Source organism: Phreatobacter sp. (assembly GCF_016793595.1).
Classification (GTDB): domain Bacteria; phylum Pseudomonadota; class Alphaproteobacteria; order Rhizobiales; family Phreatobacteraceae; genus Phreatobacter.
In genome coordinates, this window is record NZ_JAEULY010000014.1 from 87275 (window position 1) to 106752 (window position 19478).

Below are 19478 nucleotides of genomic sequence, written 5' to 3' on the forward strand. Positions count from 1 at the left end.
GCCGGGCCGGCAAGGCCGGGCTCAGATATACTGGCCGTGGCAGTGCTTGAACTTCTTGCCGGAGCCGCAGGGGCAAAGCTCGTTGCGGCCGACCTTGCCCCAGGTGCCGGGATCGTTCGGGTTGCGCTGGGCCTCGGCGACGCTCACCGCGTCAGCCGAGAAGCTGCCGCCAGTCGCCTGGCCGAGCTGCGCGAATTCGTCGATGCCGGTGGTCGGGTCGATGTGGTGCGCGCTCATCGGCGGCAGCTCCGGCATCGGCGGCGGCTCCTGCAACTCCACCAGCGCCAGCTGCTGGGTGGTCATCTCGCGCAGCCGCTCCATCAGGCTCTCGAAGAGCTGGAAGGCCTCCGATTTGAACTCGTTCAGCGGGTCGCGCTGGGCATAGCCGCGCAAGCCGACCACCTGACGCAGATGGTCGAGCTGGACGATGTGCTCGCGCCAGAGGTGGTCGAGCACCTGCATCACCACGGCCTTTTCGATCTGGCGCATGGTGTCTGGGCCGAAACGCGCGGCCTTGGACGCCATCATCTCGTCCGCCGCCCTGGTGATGCGCTCGGTCACTTCCTCGTCGGCGATGCCCTCTTCCTTCGCCCAGTCGGGGATCGGCAGTTCGAGGTTCAGGACGCGCCAGACCTCTTCCTTGAGCTTCCCGGTGTCCCACTGCTCGGCATAGGCCTCGGAGGGGATGTAGGTCGCGACGAGGTTTTCGACGACGCCATGGCGCATGTCGACGATCATGTCGGAGAGGTCTTCCTGGCTCATCAGCTCGATGCGCTGCTCGAAGATGACCTTGCGCTGGTCGTTGGCGACGTCGTCGTATTTCAGCACGTTCTTGCGTAGGTCGAAGTTGCGCGCCTCGACCTTCTGCTGGGCCTTCTCCAGCGCCCGGTTGATCCAGGGATGGACGATGGCCTCGCCCTCCTTGAGGCCGAGCTTGGTCAGCATGCCCTCCATGCGGTCCGACCCGAAGATGCGCATCAGGTCGTCCTGCAGGGACAGATAGAACTTCGAGCGGCCGGGGTCGCCCTGGCGGCCTGAACGGCCGCGAAGCTGGTTGTCGATGCGCCGGCTCTCGTGGCGCTCGGTGCCCATGATGTAGAGGCCGCCGGCGTCGAGCGCGCGCTGCTTCAGCTGCTGCACCTGAAGGCGGATCGCCTCGGCCCTTGCCTGCTTCTCCGGCCCGTCTTCCATGCCGGCGAGTTCGGCGGAAGCCCGCATATCGGCATTGCCGCCGAGCTGGATGTCGGTGCCGCGGCCGGCCATGTTGGTGGCGATGGTGATGGCGCCCGGGACGCCGGCCTGGGAGACGATGAACGCCTCCTGCTCGTGATAACGGGCGTTCAGCACCGCGAAGACCTTTTCGGCCGCGGTGCCCTGGTCGCCGTCATAGAGCGGGGCGAAGGCCTGCGGGTCCTCGAGGTCCACCTGCTTGAAGCCGGCGCGCTTCAGCATCTCGGCGAGCGTCTCGGACTTCTCGATGGAGGTGGTGCCGACCAGCACCGGCTGGCCCTTGGCGCGGGCTGCCTCCACCTCGGCGATGATGGCGTTGTACTTGTCCTCGACCGACTTGTAGACCTCGTCGTCCTCGTCGGTGCGGGCGATGCCGCGGTTGGTCGGGATCTCGACCACCTGCAGCTTGTAGATGTCCATGAACTCGTCGGCTTCCGTCAGCGCTGTGCCGGTCATGCCGGCGAGCTTCTTGTACATGCGGAAGTAGTTCTGGAAGGTGATCGAGGCGAGCGTCTGGTTCTCCGGCTGGACCTGGACACGCTCCTTGGCCTCCAGCGCCTGATGCAGGCCCTCCGAATAGCGGCGGCCCGGCATCATGCGGCCGGTGAACTCGTCGATGATGACGACCTCGCCGTTGCGGACGATGTAGTCCTTGTCGCGCTGGAACAGCTTGTGGGCCTTCAGTGCCTGGTTGACGTGGTGAACGGTCGAGACGTTCTCGATGTCATAGAGCTCGCCCTTGACGTAACCGGCCTCGACCAGCGCCTTCTCGATCTTCTCGTTGCCGCTTTCGGTGAGAGCGGCGGTGCGCTGTTTCTCGTCGACCTCGTAGTCCTCCTTGGCAAGGACGGGGATGAACCGATCGATGGTGGCGTAGAAGTCGGAGCGGTCCTCGAGCGGGCCGGAAATGATCAGCGGCGTGCGTGCCTCGTCAATCAGGATGGAGTCCACCTCGTCGACGATCGCGAAGTGATGGCCGCGCTGGACCATCTCCTCCTTGGTGTATTTCATGTTGTCGCGGAGGTAGTCGAAGCCGTATTCGTTGTTGGTGCCGTAGGTGATGTCGCAGGCATAGGCGTCGTGGCGCTGCTGATCGTCCATGCCGTGGACGATGGTGCCGGTGGTCATGCCGAGGAAGCCGTAGACCCGGCCCATCCACTCGGCGTCGCGCTTGGCGAGATAGTCGTTGACGGTAACGACATGGACGCCCTTGCCCGGCAGCGCGTTGAGGTAGACGGCCAGGGTCGCGACCAGCGTCTTGCCTTCGCCGGTCTTCATCTCGGCGATGGCGCCCTCGTGCAGCACCATGCCGCCGATCATCTGCACGTCGTAATGGCGCTGGCCGAGCACGCGCTTGGCGGCCTCGCGCACGGTGGCGAAGGCGGGAACGAGCAGGTCGTCCACAGTCTTCCCAGCGGCGAGCTGGGCCCTGAATTCTTCCGTGCGGGCGCGCAGCGCCTCGTCGGAGAGCTTCTCCATTTCGGGTTCGAGCGCGGCGATCGCCTGGACGCGCGGGCGATAGCCCTTGACGCGACGGTCGTTGCCGTTGCCAAAAATCTTGCGGGCGAGCGCGCCGAACATGTGCGTTCCTTCACTAGGGGCCGGCCAGGAGAGTGCCGAAAGGCTCAGTCGCGACGAGAGCCTTCCGGGTTCAACCCGGTCCCGCACCCCACAAGGCGGGTGGCGGAGCGCCCCGTGCGCTCCGGCCTGAAGTCCCGGCGGGATTGGGGTCGCGGAACGGCGCGAAAACCACGCATTTCCGACAACCCGCGACAGATATGGACGGTGCATAGGGTTGTCAATTCGGCCGGAAACGGGCATTGCTGCCGCAACTGGCGGTCCCGTCCCGGCGTTGTCCCTCCAGGCCCATGCCTTCCCCTCCCGCCGCCGCGCCATGTTCGGGCGGCATTGGACCTTCAAAGCGCCACAAGTGCTCGCCAAGGCACATATTCCGTGACACGAGGCTCCGCTTCCCGATGACCGTCCGCCTGCCCCTGGCTCTGGCCGCTCTTTCGCTGGTTCTCGCAGCCCCGCTCGCCGCCCAGACGCCGGCCCCGTCTCCCGCGCCGGCGGCCCCCGCGACGGCTGCCCCGGCCCTGCCGACGCCGGCGGATGGCATCCTCGCCCGCGTGCAGGGTATCGAGATCCGGCAGGCCGATCTCGACGCGGCCGAAGAGGATATCGGCGGACAGGCCACCGCGCAGATGAATCCCGAGCAGAAGCGGGAATATCTCCTGTCCTTCGTCATCGACCTGACGCTCGCCGCCAAGGCGGCCGAGCAGCGCAACATCCAGGGCGGCCCGGATTTCGCCCGCAAGCTCGCTTATTACCGCAACAAGCTGCTGGTCGAGACGCTGCTCAACAGCGAGACGGCCGCGCGCGTCAACGAAGCCGAGATGCGCAAGATCTACGACGAGCAGCGCGCCCGCGTGACGCCCGAGGACGAGGTGCGCGCCCGTCATATCCTGGTCGAGAGCGAGGACGAGGCCAAGGCGATCATCGCGCAGCTGCGCGGCGGCGCCGATTTCGCCACCATCGCCAAGGAAAAGTCGAAGGATCCGGGCGGCGCGGCCAATGGCGGCGATCTCGGCTTCTTCTCCAAGGCGCAGATGGTGCCGGAGTTTGCCGAAGCAGCCTTCGGCATGCAGGCCGGGCAGCTTTCCGAAGCGCCGGTCAAGACGCAGTTCGGCTGGCACATCATCAAGGTCGAGGAGCGCCGCCAGCGACCCATCCCGAGCTTCGAGCAGGTGCGCGGCCAGATCGAGGACTTCCTGACCCGCCGCGTGCAGGCCGATCTCGTCCAGCGCCTGCGCGCCGAGGCGCAGGTCGAGCGCTTCGTCCAGCCGCCGCGCCCGGCCATGCCGACCATTCCCGGTGCGCCGGGCACGCCCGCTCCGGCGGCGCCGCGCCCCTGACGCACGGGCGCGACCGGATCCTCGCGCCGTTGTGATGGCGCGAGGCGGGAACCCGAGCCGAATCATCGCCTTTTTGCGCTTCGGCGCAGCCTCGGCCTGCCCGATACCAACCGTTTCTTAAAGCTCGCGGGCTATGTCTTGCCGACGCGCGGTCTCTGTCCGGGCTGGCGGATCATGAAGGCTGTGCCTCGTGTCGGTGATGGGTTCGGAAGAAGCGGAGATGGGGCGCGGCGCCAAGACGCTGCTGTCGCCGTCTGCAATAGCCGGACGCCTGCGCGCCTTCCTCGCGGACCGCTCCGACCATTCCGTCGCCCAGCGCATGGCGGGCGCAGCCTTCGTCATCCGCGTGATGAGCGCGGCAATCGCCTATGTCAGCCAGGTTCTGATGGCGCGCTGGATGGGGGGGGCCGAATTCGGCACCTATGTCGCGGTCTGGGTCTGGGTGCTGCTGATCGGCCATTTCTCCAATGCCGGGCTTGCCTCCGCCGCCCAGCGATTCGTGCCGGACTATGCCGAGCGTGGCGACGGCGAGGGTCTGCGCGGCTTCATCTTCGGCTCGCGCCTGATCGGTTTCGCCCTGGCGACGGTGGTCGCGGGGCTTGGGCTTCTCGCGCTCTGGCGTTTCGGCGCCTTCCTGTCGCAGACCATGGTCATGCCGCTGGCGCTCGCCGCGCTGTGCCTGCCGATGTTCGTGCTGACCGACATCCAGGATGGCATTGCCCGCTCCTACAACTGGACCGACCTCGCGCTCGGGCCGCCCTATCTGATCCGGCCGATCCTGCTGCTCGCCGGCATGGCGGCGGGTCACGCGCTGGGCTTTGCGGCGACGGCGGTCACCGCCATGGCCTGTGCGGTCGTCGCGACATGGATCGCCGCCATGGTGCAGATGGTGCTGATCGATCGCCGCCTCGCCGAGACGGTGACGACAGGGCTGCGCCGCATCGAGCCGGGCGTCTGGCTGAAGGCGAGCCTGCCGATCTTCGTGGTCGAGACCTTCTATCTGGCGCTGACCTACACCGACATCGTGCTGCTCAAGGCGTTGGCGGGTCCGCAGGAGGTTGCGGTCTACTGGGCGGCGGTGAAGACGCTGGCCCTCGTCGCCTTCATCTATTTCTCGGTGGCCGCCGCCGCCGCCCACCGCTTCAGCGAGTATCATGTCGCCGGCGACCGGGAGAAGCTGGCGGATTTCCTCGCCGCCTCGATCCGTTGGACCTTCTTCCCCTCGCTGGCCGCTACGATCCTGATCCTCGTGCTCGGCAAGCCGTTTCTGATGATGTTCGGCCCGGATTTCGTCCGTGGCTATCCCGCCATGTTCATCGTGTCGGTCGGCCTGCTCGCCCGTGCGGCCGTCGGTCCCGTCGAGCGCCTGCTGGTCATGTCGGGCCACCAGACCGCCTGCGCGGTCATCTATGGCGCGGCCTTCGGGCTGGCGGTCGTGCTCTGCTTCCTGCTCATTCCTCCGTTCGGGATGATGGGAGCGGCGGTGGCGACCGCCGCGGCGCTGGTGCTTGAATCAGTCCTGCTGTTCTGGATCACCACCACGCGGCTCGGCCTCTCCATGTCGCTTCGCCGGTCTCCGAAGCCGGTGGCGGCGGAATGACTTCCGCAACGCTGTCGCCAACCCGCGCCGTCGTCGCGCCGCCGCTCCAGCCTGAGCCGGGGCCGAGCGGCATGGGAGCCGTGACGGCACAATGGCTCCCGGCGGAGGACTGGTCTTCGACGCGGGACGACTGGCAGGCGCTGTTCGAGGCGGCACAGCCGAACGTCTTCCTCGCGCCGGCCTTCGCGCTGGCCGCGCGGGCCATCGACCCCGCGCCCGGGCTCGGGGCCGTCGTGATCATGCGGGATGGTCAGTGGATCGGCTTCGTGCCTGGCCGTATCGGCCCCGGCGGCACGGTTTTCTCGATCTGGACGCACGATTATGCGCCCTACGGGCTGCCTCTCGTCCGGGAAGGCGGCGAGGCTGCCGTTCTCGCTGCGTTGTTCCCGGTACTGCGCGACCGGGGCGTTGCGGCGCTCGACTGGCCGATGCTCGACGAGGGGCGGTTCTCCACAGCGCTGGAAGCGTTCTGTGCCGACCGCCGCGTCGTGGTGCTCGACCGGCACGACCGCGCCTGTCTCGACGGTGCCGCGCCCAAGCTCTCCAAGGACCACAGGCGGCTTGCCCGCCGGCTCGCCGAGCACGGCGCGCTGGATCGCGTTTCAACCGCGATCGGTCATCCGCCTGATGCCGCGCTGGACGCCTTCCTCGATCTCGAAGTGGCCGGCTGGAAAGGCCGCAAGGGCACGGCGCTCGCCGGCTCGGCGGCGACGCGGGGTTTGTGCCTCGCCGGCATTTCAGGGCTCGTATCGGCAGGAATGGCGCGTATCGATATCATGCGGCTGGACGGACGACCCATTGCCGTCGGGGTTGCCCTGATGGCCGGCGACCGCGCCTGGTACTGGAAGACGGCCTATGCCGAGGACCTCGCGCGCTACTCGCCCGGCCTCCTGCTCAGCCATGCCATCGGCGAGGAACTGATGGCCGGGGGTGGCATCCGCCTCGCCGATTCCTGCGCCATTCCCGGCCATTCGATGATCGAACGCATCTGGCCCGGCCGCGTGACGATGACCCGTCAGTTGATCGCCGTGCAGGCCGGTGCGCCGGGCTGGCGCTTCCATGTCGCCCGCGTGGCGATGCGCACATGGATCGACGGCAAGGCGGCGGCCAAGCGCCTGCTGAAGCGCTGATCAGGAACGGGCGCGCAAGGCGCGGCGAATGATCTTGCCCGTGGTCGTCATCGGCATCTCGTCGATGAACTCGACCTCGCGCGGATAGGAATGAGCGGACATCCGTGTGCGGACGAAGCCGCTGATGTCGTTCGCCAGCGAGGGCGAGGGCTCGAAACCGGTCTTCAAGACGACGAACGCCTTGACGATCTCGGTCCTGAGCTCGTCCGGCTTGCCAATCGCAGCGGCCAGCGAGACGGCCGGGTGCTTCAGCAGCGTGTCCTCAATCTCGCCGGGGCCGATGCGATAGCCGGCCGAGGTGATCACATCATCGTCGCGGCCGAAAAAGTGGACATAGCCCTCGTCGTCGCGGATGCCCTGGTCGCCGGTGGTCATCCAGTCACCGATGAACTTGGCCACCGTCGCATCCGGGTTGCGCCAATATTCGAGAAACATGACGGGGTCAGGCCGCTTCACAGCGATCTGTCCCTGTTCGCCGACATCGCAAAGCGAGCCGTCCGGCCGGATGATGCCGACCTCGTGGCCCGGCACGGGCGGCCCGATCGCGCCCGGCCTCGTGACGCCGATGGCGGCGCAGGAAGCGAGGACGAGATTGCATTCGGTTTGTCCATAGGCCTCGTTGATGGTCAGCCCGAGCTGGTCCTGCCCCCAGACATAGGTCTCCGCCCCCAGTGTCTCGCCGGCCGAGGCGAGCGTTCGCAGCTTCAGATCGTATTTGGTCCGTGGATTCTCGACCGAGCGCAGCATGCGCAGTGCGGTCGGCGGCACGAAGGCGTTGCGCACGTCCATCCCGGCCATCAGGGCGAAAGCCTCGTCGGCGTCGAATTTCTCGAACTTGCGGGCCACCACAGGCACGCCGAAATGCAGCGCTGGCAACAGGGCATTCAGCAGTCCACCGGCCCAGGCCCAGTCGGCCGGCGTCCACATGCGGTCGCCGGGCTGCGGCATGAATTCGTGCGGCATCTGGATGCCCGGCAGGTGGCCGAGCAGGACCCGATGGCCGTGCAGCGCGCCCTTCGGCTGGCCGGTCGTGCCGGACGTGTAGATCATCATGGCGGGGTCGTCGGGCGAGGTATCGACGGCCGCGAAGGACGGCGAGGCTTTCGCGAGGTTCTCATCGAGGCCCTCGACGCCATGGGCGGCGGGGCCATCGACCGACAGGATGACCGAGAGCTCGCCCAGTCCGTCGCGGATCTGTTCGACCTTGGTGAGACCCTCGGTATTGGTGATCAGCGCCCGCGCGCCGGAATTGGCGAGGCGGTAGGCGAGGGCATCCGTGCCGAACAGGATCGCCAGAGGCACCGCGATGGCGCCCATCTTGTAGATCGCCATATGGGCGATGGCCGCCGGCGCGCCTTGTCCGAGAACGAGCGCCACGCGGTCGCCGCGCCTCACGCCCCTGGCGACCAGCACATTGGCAAGACGGTTCGAATCAGCCTCCAGCCGGCCATAGGTGACCGGCTCGACCGAGCCGTCCGGCTTCTTCCATATGATGGCGATCCGGTCCGGTTCGGCCAGCGCCCACCGGGTGCAGGTGCTCGATGCAATGTTGTAGCGCTCGGGGATCTGCCAGCGGAAATCGCGGGTCAGCGCGTCGAAGTCGCGTCGGTCGGGCAGCATGAGCAGTCGATCTCGGGGGCAGTCGGTATCGGGCGGCGATGAGGGGCCGGGAAGCTCGCACAGAAGCGCGGGCGCGTCATCCCGCTTCACGGCGAGGTCGAGGAAACCCTGCTGAAACACGCGGCCGCAAGTGTCCCAAGGTTCGCAGTGCGCGAATCAACGGGAGAGATGGACCAGGTGGCTAGATCATTGTGCATTGGCAGTCTTGTGGTGGCGCTGAGCGGCGTAGGAGCACTGGCCGGCCCCTGCGAGGACAATTTCCGTCAGGAGGGCGTTCCGCTGGTGACGGCGATCACCTTCCGCACGTCGCAGAGCTTCGCCAGCATTCCGCCGGCCCGGGCTCTCGATCGCCTCGCCCGTGCCGTTCAGGCGGAAGGCTTCGTCGGCATGCGCGTCGAGCGCGACCTCGGCTCGATCACGGCATTTCAGGAAACGACAGGATCAGGACGCGAGCAGATGCTGCGCGTCGTGGTTCGTGCCGCCGGTCGGGGCAGCCGCGTGGATGCGGTCTTCTCGATCCAGCAGGGGCAGGTGGCGGCCGAGGGGCACGTCCGGCCGGCTATGTGCCGCGTGGTCTCGGCGGCCGCAGGGTAGGTCGCAGCACGTTGCAGCCGCACGCTGGCATCACGCCGGCGTGCGCACCGCGGCTGCTAGTCTCCCTCTGGCCGATCCCGGTATCGCTCCTCGTAGGGGCGCCGATCCTCGGGAATGTCGGTGTCGGAATCGCTGGTCCACAGCCAGGGCAACCCGAAATGGAGCGTGGCCCAGATCACGAAGGCCGCGAGCGCCGTGAAGCCGTTCAGCTTTTCGGCTAGGGCCAGCGCGATGATCAGGACGATGCCGACGATGGCGGCGAGGGCACGGATGGCCAGACCGCGAAGCAGGCTCCTGATCATGGCATCGCCGGGGAAAAGCTGCCTCAGGCCGCCTGTTTCGCGCCGGCACCGACGATGCGGACGATGTCGGCCATGATGGCGTTGAGCTGGAAGTCCTTCGGCGTATAGACCGCCGCGACGCCGGCCCTGCGCAGCACCGTCTCGTCCTCGGGGGGGATGATGCCGCCGACGATGACCGGCACGTCATCAAGGCCCTCGGCCCGCATCCGCTCCATCACCTCGGTGACGAGCGGGATGTGGCTGCCGGAGAGGATCGACAGGCCGACGACGTGAACGCCTTCCTCCAGCGCGGCATTGACGATCTCCGCCGGGGTCAGGCGGATGCCCTCGTAGACGACCTCCATGCCGCAGTCCCTTGCCCGGACCGCGATCTGCTCGGCGCCGTTGGAATGTCCGTCGAGGCCGGGCTTGCCGACGAGGAACTTGATGCGCCGGCCAAGCGCGCGGGAGACTTTCTCGACCTCGTCGCGGATCGGCGCGAGGTCGCCCGCATCCGCGCGTGCGGCGCGGCCGACGCCGGTCGGCGCGCGATATTCACCGAAGACCTCGCGCAGGACCTGCCCCCATTCGCCAGTGGTGACCCCCGCTTTCGCCGCGGCGATGGAGGGTTCCATGATGTTGCGACCCTCGCTCGCGGCCGAGCGCAGGTCGGCCAACGCGTTCGCGGCGGCCTTGGCGTCGCGCTGTTCGCGCCAGGCTTTCACATTGGCGATCTGGTCGGCCTCGACGGCAGGATCGACCACCATGATGGAACCTTCGCCCGTCGTGAGCGGAGAGGGTTCCGTCTCGGTGAAGCGGTTGACGCCGACGACGACCTGATCGCCGGCCTCGATGGCCTCCAGTCGCTTCGTGTTGCTCTCGACCAGCTTGGACTTCATGTAGGGGACGGCGGCGATCGCGCCGCCCATCTCCGCGATCAGCTTCATCTCGGCGGTCGCTTCCGCCTTCAGCGCCTCAACCTTGGCCGTGACGGTGGGGTTGCCGTCGAACAGATCGCCGAACTCCAGGAGATCGGTCTCGTAAGCGAGAATCTGCTGGAGCCGCAGCGACCATTGCTGGTCCCAGGCGCGCGGCAGGCCGAGTGCCTCGTTCCAGGCGGGGAGCTGAAGGGCACGGCAACGCGCCTTCTTCGAGATCGTCACCGCCAGGGCCTCGATGAGGATGCGATAGACGTTGTTCTCGGGCTGCTGCTCGGTGAGGCCGAGCGAGTTCACCTGCACGCCATAGCGGAACAGCTTGTGCTTCGGGTCGGTCACGCCATAGCGCGTCTCGACCAGTTCCTCCCATAGGTCGACGAAGGCGCGCATCTTGCACATCTCCGTCACGAACCGCATGCCGGCGTTGACGAAGAAGGAGATGTGGCCGACCACCTCGCCGAAGCCGCCCTCCGGCACTTCGCCGGAGGCCTTCACCGTGTCGAGGATGGCGATGGCATTGGCGAGCGCAAAGGCGAGCTCCTGAACCGGCGTCGCGCCCGCCTCCTGCAGGTGATAGGAGCAGACGTTCATCGGGTTCCACTTCGGCATCTCCGCCGTCGTGAACAGGATGGTGTCCTTGGTCAGCCTAAGCGACGGCTCCGGCGGGAACACATAGGTTCCGCGCGAGAGATATTCCTTGAGGATGTCGTTCTGCGTCGTGCCGGTGAGCTTCGCGCGCGACACGCCGGTTTCATCGGCCGTTGCCGCGTAGAGGGCCAGCAACCAGGCGGCGCAGGCATTGATCGTCATGGACGTGTTCATCTCGCCGAGCGGGATGCCGTCGAACAGCGTCCGCATGTCGCCGAGATGGGCGACGGGCACGCCGACCTTGCCGACCTCGCCGCGCGCGAGAGGATGGTCGGCGTCGTAACCCGTCTGGGTCGGCAGGTCGAAGGCGACGGACAGGCCGGTCTGACCCTTGGCGAGATTGGCGCGATAGAGCGCGTTGGATTTCGCGGCCGTGGAATGACCCGCATAGGTGCGGATCAGCCAGGGTTTGTCGCGCGTGTCTTTGGTGCGCAATGTCGCCTCCCGAGCGGGTTCTTGGCGACTATTCTGGGCGTTGTCCGGATTTATTGCAATGCAGCGAAAGTCGCCCGCGCTCGGCCGTCCGGGGGAGGGTGGCGCGGGCGACGGCGGCTCAGGCACGCCTGACGAGACTGATCAGGAAGAGGAGGATCACCGCGCCGAGCGTCGCGGAAATGATCGCGGAGACGATGCCGCCGCCGATCGATACACCGAGGCGCGGGAAAAGCCAGGTGGCGATCAGCGCGCCGATGATGCCGACGACGATGTTGCCGACGAGCCCGAAGCCGAAGCCCTTGACGATGACTCCGGCGAGCCAGCCGGCGACCGCGCCGACAATGATGAGAATGAGCAGGCTTTCGATTGGCATGTCTGTCTTCCTCTTCCGATGCGCGAAACGGGCGGGACCCCTCGGCACCAGGACACGTTAGGCGGGCATCGCTTCGGCCGATAGCCCGATCCGGGAACGTGCGGAGGCCGGAAAGGTTCATTCCGCGCTGCGAAGAAAAAGCGGTTGGACGGCGGTTGCCACCGGCGATCTGTTCGGCGAGCTGTTACAATCCGGCGCAATATGCCGAAAGGATGAGGACATCCGACGGATTGATTATGTCGATGGAGGTGAGAAGGCGCTTGCGCTGGAATGTTGCACTGCACATAATCCGCCTCCCCACGCGCCCGGCCAAGAAGGCGCAGAACTCGAGGTGACACCATGGCAGCCGCTGCCCCCGCTCCCGCGTCCAAGCCGCTCAAGGACCTTTACGAACTTGGCGAGGTCCCGCCGCTCGGCCATGTGCCGGCCAACATGTATGCCTGGGCTATCCGCAGGGAGCGCCACGGTCCGCCGGAACAGTCGTTCAAGGTCGAGGTCGTGCCGACCTGGGAGCTCGGCGAGGAGGAGGTGCTGATCTACGTCATGGCCGGTGGCGTGAACTACAACGGCATCTGGGCCGGCCTCGGCCAGCCGATCTCGCCTTTCGACAGCCACAAGCAGCCTTTCCACATCGCCGGCTCCGATGCATCGGGCATCGTCTGGGCCGTCGGCTCGAAGGTGAAGCGCTGGAAGGTCGGCGACGAGGTCATCGTCCATTGCAATCAGGACGACGGCGACGACGAGGAGTGCAATGGCGGCGATCCGATGTTCTCGTCGTCCCAGCGCATCTGGGGCTATGAGACGCCTGATGGCTCCTTCGCGCAGTTCTGCCGGGTGCAGTCGCGCCAGCTCATGCAGAAGCCGAAGCATCTGCCGTGGGAGGAGGCCGCCTGCTACACGCTGACGCTGGCCACCGCCTACCGCATGCTGTTCGGCCACCCCCCGCACACCCTGAAGCCCGGCGACAATGTGCTGGTCTGGGGCGCCTCTGGCGGCCTCGGTGTCTTCGCCGTGCAGCTCGTCGCGGCAGCCGGCGCCAATGCCATCGGCGTCATCTCCGACGAGACCAAGCGCGACTACGTCATGCAGCTCGGCGCCAAGGGCGTGATCAACCGCAAGGACTTCAACTGCTGGGGCCAGATGCCCAAGGTGAACTCCGACGAGTACACGGCCTGGACGAAGGAAGCCCGTAAGTTCGGCAAGGCGATCTGGGACATTACCGGCAAGAAGGACGTCGACATCGTCTTCGAGCATCCGGGCGAGGCGACCTTCCCCGTCTCCTGTCTCGTGGTGAAGCGCGGCGGCATGGTGGTGTTCTGCGCGGGAACGTCCGGCTTCAACATCACCTTCGACGCCCGCTACGTCTGGATGCGGCAGAAGCGCATTCAGGGCTCGCACTTCGCCCATCTCAAGCAGGCCGCCGCCGCCAACCAGTTCGTGCTGGACCGGCGCGTCGACCCCTGCATGAGCGAGCTGTTCCCGTGGGACAAGATCCCGGCGGCGCATGCGCTGATGCTTGCCAACAAGCACCAGCCCGGCAACATGGCCGTGCTGGTCAATTCGCCGCGACCGGGCCTGCGCACACTCGACGACGTCATCGAGGCGACGGGCGGAGCGTGAGCTCCGCCGGTTCGGCGCTCGGCGCGATGCCGAGGAGCGGCCTCAGGAACGGGATACGCCGCGCTATCTCATAGGACGCCCAGCAGCCGGCGATGGTCGCGGCGATGATGATCATTGCCTCCGTCGCGGCCGGCAGGGCCAGCGGCTTCAGCCAGTGCGCCGCCATGACGATGATCGTCTGGTGGACGATGTACCAGCAGAACACCGCGCCGGCGGCGTAGCGCAGTAGCGGCCCGTCGCGGTCCTTCAGGAAGCGGCGGGCGAAGCCGAGAATGGCAAGGATGGCGCACCACTGGTCGAGGCCGAAGGCGAGCGGCCGCGCCCGGCTGACGGGCATTTCATCCCAGGGGGCGGACCCCAGAAGGATCATTGCGACATAGGCGGTGACGGCAATGGCGAGCGCCGGCCAGCGCAGCTTCTCGACCGCCTCGGCAAAGCGGCCGGAGCGGGCGATGAGGAAGCCGAACAGGAAGATCGGCACGTATATGGCGTGACCATAGACATCGTCGAACAGGGCCTGGGTTGGCGGGAAGCGCGGATAGACGAAGGCGTGCAGGGCCGCAAGCAGCAGAGCGGGCCCCACCAGCAGGGCGGGAGCAGGCAGTCTCTCGACGAAGCGTTCGAGCGCCGCGAGGGTGCCGGGAGTAAGCGCTGCGGCTCCCGCGAGAATGACGGTATAGACCCACAGATAGACGACGAACCAGAGATGGTTCCATGTCGGCAGGACGATGCAGTACTGCCGGCCGTCCCGGAGGCGGCAGAAGTTCTGGTCGAAGGCGAGATAGTGGCCGAACCAGAAATCCGGATAGCTACCGCTGAAGCCAAGTTTCTCGACCACCTCGGCATAGGACTGCGGCGGCACGATCACCGCCACGCCGAAGGCAAGCGGAACGAGCAGACGCCAGGAACGCCTGCCCGCCAAAGCACCGGGCGAGGTCTTGTCGAGCATGAAGCGCGTGGCGGCGCCCGAGACCAGGAACAGGATCGACATGCGCCATGGATTGACCAGGGCCATGATCCCCGGAAGCGTATTGCTCTGGTGGATGCTCTTCACATGGAAGTCCCACGGCACGTAGAGCATGCCGACATGATAGATGATGAGCAGGCCGAAGGCGCAGACGCGGATCCAGTCAAGGTCGAGGCGGCGATCACCGTTGGCGAATGTATGAGGCATGTCCGATCCCGGCTGGTCGTTGCGCTCCCATGTCGCCGGGCAGGATGGAACCGGTCCAGCGTGCAGGGGCCAGAAGACGGAAACGCGGGATGAACAGGGCCGGGCAGTGACGAGCGGTGGCGACAGCGTGACGGACGGCGGGGCGATAAGGCCGTCGGGCCTGCCGCTGCGCCTCGTCTATGGGCTCATCGCGCTTGGCACGGCGCTCACCTGCCTCGTCAATGCCTTCTCGACGGCGCACGACCTCGCCCGGCTGGGGCGGCCGGTGCCGTTCTGGCAGCCTTTGCTGTGGGAGGCCACCAGCGGCGTCGTCGTCGTTGCGCTGACGCCGCTGGTCCACTGGTTCTTCCGGCAAGGGCAGGCGGTGCGGGACCGCCTGGTGGCTCTGGCCGCGATCCACCTCGGCGGGGCGCTTGCCTTCTCGCTCCTTCATGTCGGCGGAATGGTTCTGCTCAGGAAGGCGGGCTATGCCGCCTTCTCCACCGAGAGCTACGTCTTCGGGCCGCTGCTGGCTGGCTTTCTCTACGAACTGCGCAAGGACGCACTGGTCTATTCGCTGATCGTCTCGGTGTTCTGGATGGCGGGCCGCTTCGGCGGCGGGCAGCCGGCGCGGATACCAGAGGCCGACAAGGCGGCCTTGCCGGTCGCGATCTGGCTGCGTGACGGCACGACCAGCGTCAGGGTCGCTCCAGCCGATATCGTCTGGGTGGTCTCGGCCGGCAATTATGTCGAGTTCTGCCTCGCCTCGGGCGAGAAGTATCTGATACGCACGACGCTGCAGTCGGAGGAGGAGCGGCTGAGGCCGCTCGGTTTCGTGCGTATTCACCGCATGCGTCTGGTCAACGCCCTCAGGCTGAGGCGCATCGAGGTGCGCGCCTCGGGCGATTTCGAGGTCGAGATGGATACGGGCGAACGCCTCGGCGGCAGCCGGCGCTACCGCGCCGACGCAATGGCCATGCTGCGGCCGGAGGTTTGATCGGCCCCGCCTCCTGATCAGGCGGGCTGGGCACCCTCGTAGCCCTCGATGACGATCGCATCCATCACCGCGCCGCCCTTCTGCTCGGCCTTGGCCGCCTTGTATTCCGGCGAGTGCCAGCAGGCGAGCGCCTGATCGTAGCTCGGGAACTCGATGACGACGTTGCGCTGGCGCGCATTGCCGGCGAGAACCTCGAACTTGCCGCCGCGAACGACAAAGCGGCCGCCGAACTTGGCGAAGGCGATGCCGTTCTTGGCGACGTAATTCTTGTAGGCGTCGGCGTCGTTCACATCGACACGCGCGATCCAGTAGCCCTTGGGCATCTTTCTCTCCCTGTTGCGAGCGGTGCATTCTTGGGCCGGCGGCTGGCGGCCGGCAAGCGGAGCCGGCCGCATGGCACGGATAATCGCCTTGCGCTCGGAGCGCCGGCCCAATCACCTTGCGGCGCCCGGGCATCGCGCCGATATTGAGCAAACGCAGCGGTCCCGACCGTCGGAGGAGGCTGCCATGCCAGCCCATCTCTTGTTTCTCGCGCGCCATGCGCTGATCGGCTTCGCCCTTGCTGCCGCCTTCGTCGGTGCGATGGCCGCCTTCGACGTCGCAGGCCTCTGGACGCTTGCCGGCCGCAGCGGTTCGACCGGCATTGCCTTCTCCGTGCTCACCTTCTTCTTTGGCCTGACCTTCGCCAGCATTCAGATGGGAGCGGCCATCATGCTGCTGCCCTGCCGTGACGAGGGCCGGGATAGGGGAGGGGGCGGGCGTCTCCTGGCCCTTTTCGCGCCACCACCGCTCGCGGTTCCGGCTCGCGTGCGCCGCTGAAAGGTCGTCGCCCCGGCGCGGCCCTTGCCCGCCGCCAGCTTCTCCTGTATAGGCCCGCCCTTCGGATCGACCGGCTGATAAAGGGCTGCCGTGGCGATCCCGAGCGCTCGTTCCCGAGCCTTCAGAGACGTCCTTCCGGATTTTCGGATCCGGAACGCCAGGTGTCTCGCAACGATGAAGAGAGCCAAATGCCCAAGATGAAGACGAAGTCGGGCGCCAAAAAGCGCTTCAAGATCACGGCGACCGGCAAGGTGATGTACGCCCAGTCCGGCAAGCGCCACGGCATGATCAAGCGGTCGAACAAGCAGATCCGCGAGCATCGCGGAACCACCGCCCTGTTCGAGACCGATGCCTACAACGTCAAGCGGTACTTCCTCCCGAACGGCTGATCGAAGCGTTCGACCGGAAAATCCTACCAGATAGTTGAAAGAGATCAGCCATGGCCCGCGTCAAAAGGGGCGTTACCGCCCACGCCAAGCATAAGAAAGTCATCAAGGCAGCCTCGGGTTTCCGCGGCCGCCGCAAGAACACGATCCGCGCCGCGAAGGCCGCCGTCGACAAGTCGCTGCAGTATGCGACGATCGCCCGCCGCCTGAAGAAGCGCAATTTCCGTTCGCTCTGGATCCAGCGCATCAACGCCGCGGTCCGCGAGCACGGCCTCACCTATTCGCGTTTCATTTCCGGCCTGATCAGCGCGGGCATCCAGGTGGACCGCAAGGTTCTCTCGGATCTCGCCATCACCGCGCCGGAGGGTTTTGCGGCCCTGGTCGAAAAGGCCAAGGGATCGCTGCCGGCGAACGCCTGATCCTTCACTTCGGGATCACGACATTAAAGCCCGCGCGACCCTCCCCGAGGGTGGCGCGGGCTTTTCCGTTTCACGCCTGACCGCCGACGCGACGCCAGACAGCGCGGAGACATCATGCAGGGCCTGACGGCACCGATCATCAAGGGACTCTGGTACGTGGCGCTGAACGGCCGCGACCTGAAGCCGGGCAAGATGCAGCCGAAGAAGCTGCTGGGCGAGCCGATGCTGCTCGGCCGCACCGACGACGGCGCGGTCTTCGCCATCCGCGATGCCTGCCCGCATCGCGGCATCCCGCTGCGCTATGGTTCGTTCGACGGCCAGTCGATCCAGTGCTGCTATCACGGCTGGCGCTTCGACCGGACCGGCACCTGCGTCGAGATCCCGTCGCTGCGCGAGGGTCAGCAGATGGACCTGACCAAGATCTGCACGCCATCCTACGCCTGCGTTGAACGGCAGGGCATGATCTGGGTTTTCGTGCCGCGCGACGGCGAAACGCCCGCTGAAGCGGGTTTCCCCGAGCCGCCTGTCATGCCGGACTTCGCGGTGGGCGATGCGCCGCGCTTCCACTGCATGCTGCCGTTCCACTGCTCGATGGACCACGCCGCCTTCGGCCTGATGGACCCGACCCACGCGGCCTATGTCCACACCTCCTGGTGGTTCAAGAAGGGCGCGCGCAAGCTGCGCCCCAAGGAGAAGCACTTCGCCCCGTCCGAGCTCGGCTGGTCGATGGTGCGCCACGAGCTGCCGCCGCAGAACATCGCCTACAAGATCCTCGGCACGCCAGTGACCACCGAGATCAGCTACATGCTGCCGGGCCTCCGGATCGAGAACATTCGCGGCTCGCGGATGCAGGCCACCGGCCTCACCGCGATCACGCCGGTCGACGAGGGCGAGACCGAGGTCCACCAATTCTTCTGGGTGTCCGCCGGCTGGATGTCGCTCGGCAAGCCGCTGTTCCAGCACCTCATGCGGGTCTTCCTCGACCAGGACCGGCGCGTCGTCGTTCAGCAGCGCGAGGGCCTCGTCCACGATCCGAAGCTCATGCTCATCAACGACGCCGATACGCAGGCGCGCTGGTGGATGCGGGTGAAGGACGCCTTTGTGAAGGCGCAGGCCGACGGCAAGCCGTTCGAGAACCCGATCCAGCCGATGACTCTCAGGTGGCGAAGCTGAGCCGCTTGACCCGACCGCAGCCAATCGCCAAACGAAGCCACCTCACCTCCGCGTGTCCGAGCCGATGACCGATCTTGCAACTCTCGAAACCGATCTCACCGCCCAGGTGGCCGCCGCTCCCGACGAGGCCGCGCTGGAAGCCGTGCGCGTCGCCGCGCTGGGCAAGAAGGGCTCGATCTCGGCGCTGCTCGCCACTCTCGGCGCCATGGCGCCGGACGAACGCAAGACCGCCGGCGCGGCGATCAACCAGGTCAAGGATCGCGTGACGGAAGCCATCGGTGCCCGCCGCGAGGTGCTGAAGGCGGCGGCGCTCGACGCGCGGCTCGCCTCCGAGACGGTCGACGTGACGCTGCCCGTCCGCGAAAGCCCGACCGAGACGGGCCGCATTCACCCGATCAGCCAGGTGATGGACGAACTGACCGCCATCTTCGCCGATATGGGTTTCGCCATTGCCGAAGGCCCGGATATCGAGACCGACGACTACAATTTCACGAAACTGAACTTCCCCGAGGGCCATCCGGCCCGCGAGATGCACGACACGTTCTTCTTCAATCCGAAGGCGGACGGCGAGCGGCTGCTGCTGCGCACGCACACCTCGCCGGTGCAGGTGCGCACCATGCTTTCACAGAAGCCGCCCATCCGCGTCATCTGCCCGGGCCGCACCTATCGCAACGATAGCGACCAGACCCACACGCCGATGTTTCATCAGGTCGAGGGCCTCGTCATCGACAAGGGCAGCCATATCGGCCACCTCAAATGGATCCTCGAGGAGTTCTGCAAGGCCTTCTTCGAGGTCGACAGCGTCAAGATGCGCTTCCGCCCGTCGTTCTTCCCCTTCACCGAGCCGTCGATGGAAGTGGACATTCAGTGCAATCGTCAGGGCGGTGAAGTCCGCTTCGGCGAGGGTGAGGACTGGCTGGAGATTCTCGGCTGCGGCATGGTCCACCCGAACGTCATCCGCAATTGCGGCCTCGACCCCGACATCTACCAGGGCTTCGCCTGGGGCATGGGCATCGACCGCATCGCCATGCTGAAATACGGCATCAACGACCTGCGCCAGTTCTTCGAGGGCGACGTGCGCTGGCTGTCGCATTACGGCTTCAAGCCGCTCGACCTGCCGTCGCTGGCCGGCGGCCTGTCGAGCTGA

Annotated in this window: 18 protein-coding genes; 11 read left to right on the top strand and 7 right to left on the bottom strand. The window is 66.6% G+C overall.

Going from position 1 to position 19478, the window contains the following annotated elements:
• Nucleotides 1-21 precede the first annotated feature (21 nt).
• Nucleotides 22-2811, bottom strand: coding sequence for a preprotein translocase subunit SecA (secA, locus tag JNK84_RS14735; RefSeq protein ID WP_293425151.1), 2790 nt, complete (start codon nucleotides 2809-2811; stop codon nucleotides 22-24).
• Between the two features lie 395 nt (nucleotides 2812-3206).
• Here secA and JNK84_RS14740 point away from each other — a divergent pair, with 395 nt between their 5' ends.
• The 3 genes from JNK84_RS14740 to JNK84_RS14750 all read left to right on the top strand — a co-directional run bounded on the left by JNK84_RS14740 (nucleotide 3207) and on the right by JNK84_RS14750 (nucleotide 6875).
• Nucleotides 3207-4145, top strand: a complete 939-nt coding sequence (locus JNK84_RS14740; protein ID WP_293425152.1) for a peptidylprolyl isomerase — start codon at nucleotides 3207-3209, stop codon at nucleotides 4143-4145.
• A 199-nt stretch (nucleotides 4146-4344) separates the two neighbouring features.
• The gene (locus JNK84_RS14745) at nucleotides 4345-5745 is read left to right on the top strand and encodes a lipopolysaccharide biosynthesis protein (RefSeq protein ID WP_293425228.1); all 1401 of its coding nucleotides are present in this window, start codon (nucleotides 4345-4347) and stop codon (nucleotides 5743-5745) included.
• Complete coding sequence (locus tag JNK84_RS14750; RefSeq protein ID WP_293425153.1) at nucleotides 5742-6875, top strand: GNAT family N-acetyltransferase; 1134 nt, start codon at nucleotides 5742-5744, stop codon at nucleotides 6873-6875. Before JNK84_RS14745 ends, JNK84_RS14750 begins: the two co-directional genes overlap by 4 nt.
• Here JNK84_RS14750 and JNK84_RS14755 read toward each other — a convergent pair whose 3' ends face one another.
• Nucleotides 6876-8495, bottom strand: a complete 1620-nt coding sequence (locus JNK84_RS14755; RefSeq protein ID WP_293425230.1) for an acyl-CoA synthetase — start codon at nucleotides 8493-8495, stop codon at nucleotides 6876-6878.
• Between the two features lie 177 nt (nucleotides 8496-8672).
• Between JNK84_RS14755 and JNK84_RS14760 the strand changes: the two genes are divergently transcribed.
• Nucleotides 8673-9089: a hypothetical protein gene (locus JNK84_RS14760; protein ID WP_293425154.1), complete on the top strand. Its 417-nt coding sequence runs from the start codon at nucleotides 8673-8675 to the stop codon at nucleotides 9087-9089.
• A gap of 56 nt (nucleotides 9090-9145) precedes the next feature.
• On the opposite strand, the gene JNK84_RS14765 is transcribed toward JNK84_RS14760, so the two are convergent.
• From JNK84_RS14765 to JNK84_RS14775, 3 genes are all read right to left on the bottom strand, one after another.
• The gene (locus tag JNK84_RS14765; RefSeq protein ID WP_293425155.1) at nucleotides 9146-9391 is read right to left on the bottom strand and encodes a hypothetical protein; all 246 of its coding nucleotides are present in this window, start codon (nucleotides 9389-9391) and stop codon (nucleotides 9146-9148) included.
• Nucleotides 9392-9414: 23 nt separating this feature from the next.
• The gene (locus JNK84_RS14770) at nucleotides 9415-11391 is read right to left on the bottom strand and encodes a protein meaA (RefSeq protein ID WP_293425156.1); all 1977 of its coding nucleotides are present in this window, start codon (nucleotides 11389-11391) and stop codon (nucleotides 9415-9417) included.
• A gap of 118 nt (nucleotides 11392-11509) precedes the next feature.
• Nucleotides 11510-11764: a GlsB/YeaQ/YmgE family stress response membrane protein gene (locus tag JNK84_RS14775; protein WP_293425157.1), complete on the bottom strand. Its 255-nt coding sequence runs from the start codon at nucleotides 11762-11764 to the stop codon at nucleotides 11510-11512.
• A 339-nt stretch (nucleotides 11765-12103) separates the two neighbouring features.
• On the opposite strand from JNK84_RS14775, the gene ccrA reads away from it, so the two are divergent.
• Complete coding sequence (ccrA, locus tag JNK84_RS14780) at nucleotides 12104-13384, top strand: crotonyl-CoA carboxylase/reductase (RefSeq protein WP_293425158.1); 1281 nt, start codon at nucleotides 12104-12106, stop codon at nucleotides 13382-13384.
• Here the strand turns inward: ccrA and JNK84_RS14785 are convergent.
• Nucleotides 13359-14558, bottom strand: coding sequence for an acyltransferase family protein (locus JNK84_RS14785; protein WP_293425159.1), 1200 nt, complete (start codon nucleotides 14556-14558; stop codon nucleotides 13359-13361). The genes ccrA and JNK84_RS14785 overlap by 26 nt on opposite strands.
• 127 nt (nucleotides 14559-14685) lie before the next feature.
• On the opposite strand from JNK84_RS14785, the gene JNK84_RS14790 reads away from it, so the two are divergent.
• On the top strand, nucleotides 14686-15534 hold the full coding sequence (locus tag JNK84_RS14790) for a LytTR family DNA-binding domain-containing protein (protein WP_293425160.1): 849 nt from the start codon (nucleotides 14686-14688) through the stop codon (nucleotides 15532-15534).
• Between the two features lie 17 nt (nucleotides 15535-15551).
• Here JNK84_RS14790 and JNK84_RS14795 read toward each other — a convergent pair whose 3' ends face one another.
• Entirely contained in the window at nucleotides 15552-15857 is a 306-nt protein-coding gene (locus tag JNK84_RS14795) for a DUF1330 domain-containing protein (RefSeq protein ID WP_293425161.1), read from the bottom strand.
• Between the two features lie 184 nt (nucleotides 15858-16041).
• Here JNK84_RS14795 and JNK84_RS14800 point away from each other — a divergent pair, with 184 nt between their 5' ends.
• From JNK84_RS14800 to pheS, 5 genes are all read left to right on the top strand, one after another.
• On the top strand, nucleotides 16042-16353 hold the full coding sequence (locus JNK84_RS14800) for a hypothetical protein (RefSeq protein WP_293425162.1): 312 nt from the start codon (nucleotides 16042-16044) through the stop codon (nucleotides 16351-16353).
• A 188-nt stretch (nucleotides 16354-16541) separates the two neighbouring features.
• Nucleotides 16542-16742: a 50S ribosomal protein L35 gene (rpmI, locus tag JNK84_RS14805; protein ID WP_293425163.1), complete on the top strand. Its 201-nt coding sequence runs from the start codon at nucleotides 16542-16544 to the stop codon at nucleotides 16740-16742.
• Between the two features lie 50 nt (nucleotides 16743-16792).
• A complete protein-coding gene (gene rplT / locus JNK84_RS14810; RefSeq protein WP_293425164.1) occupies nucleotides 16793-17158 on the top strand; it encodes a 50S ribosomal protein L20 in 366 nt (121 codons plus the stop codon).
• Nucleotides 17159-17272: 114 nt separating this feature from the next.
• Nucleotides 17273-18331 (top strand): aromatic ring-hydroxylating dioxygenase subunit alpha, encoded by a 1059-nt coding sequence (locus tag JNK84_RS14815; RefSeq protein WP_293425165.1) that lies wholly within the window; start codon nucleotides 17273-17275, stop codon nucleotides 18329-18331.
• Nucleotides 18332-18395: 64 nt separating this feature from the next.
• Complete coding sequence (gene pheS, locus JNK84_RS14820; protein WP_293425166.1) at nucleotides 18396-19478, top strand: phenylalanine--tRNA ligase subunit alpha; 1083 nt, start codon at nucleotides 18396-18398, stop codon at nucleotides 19476-19478.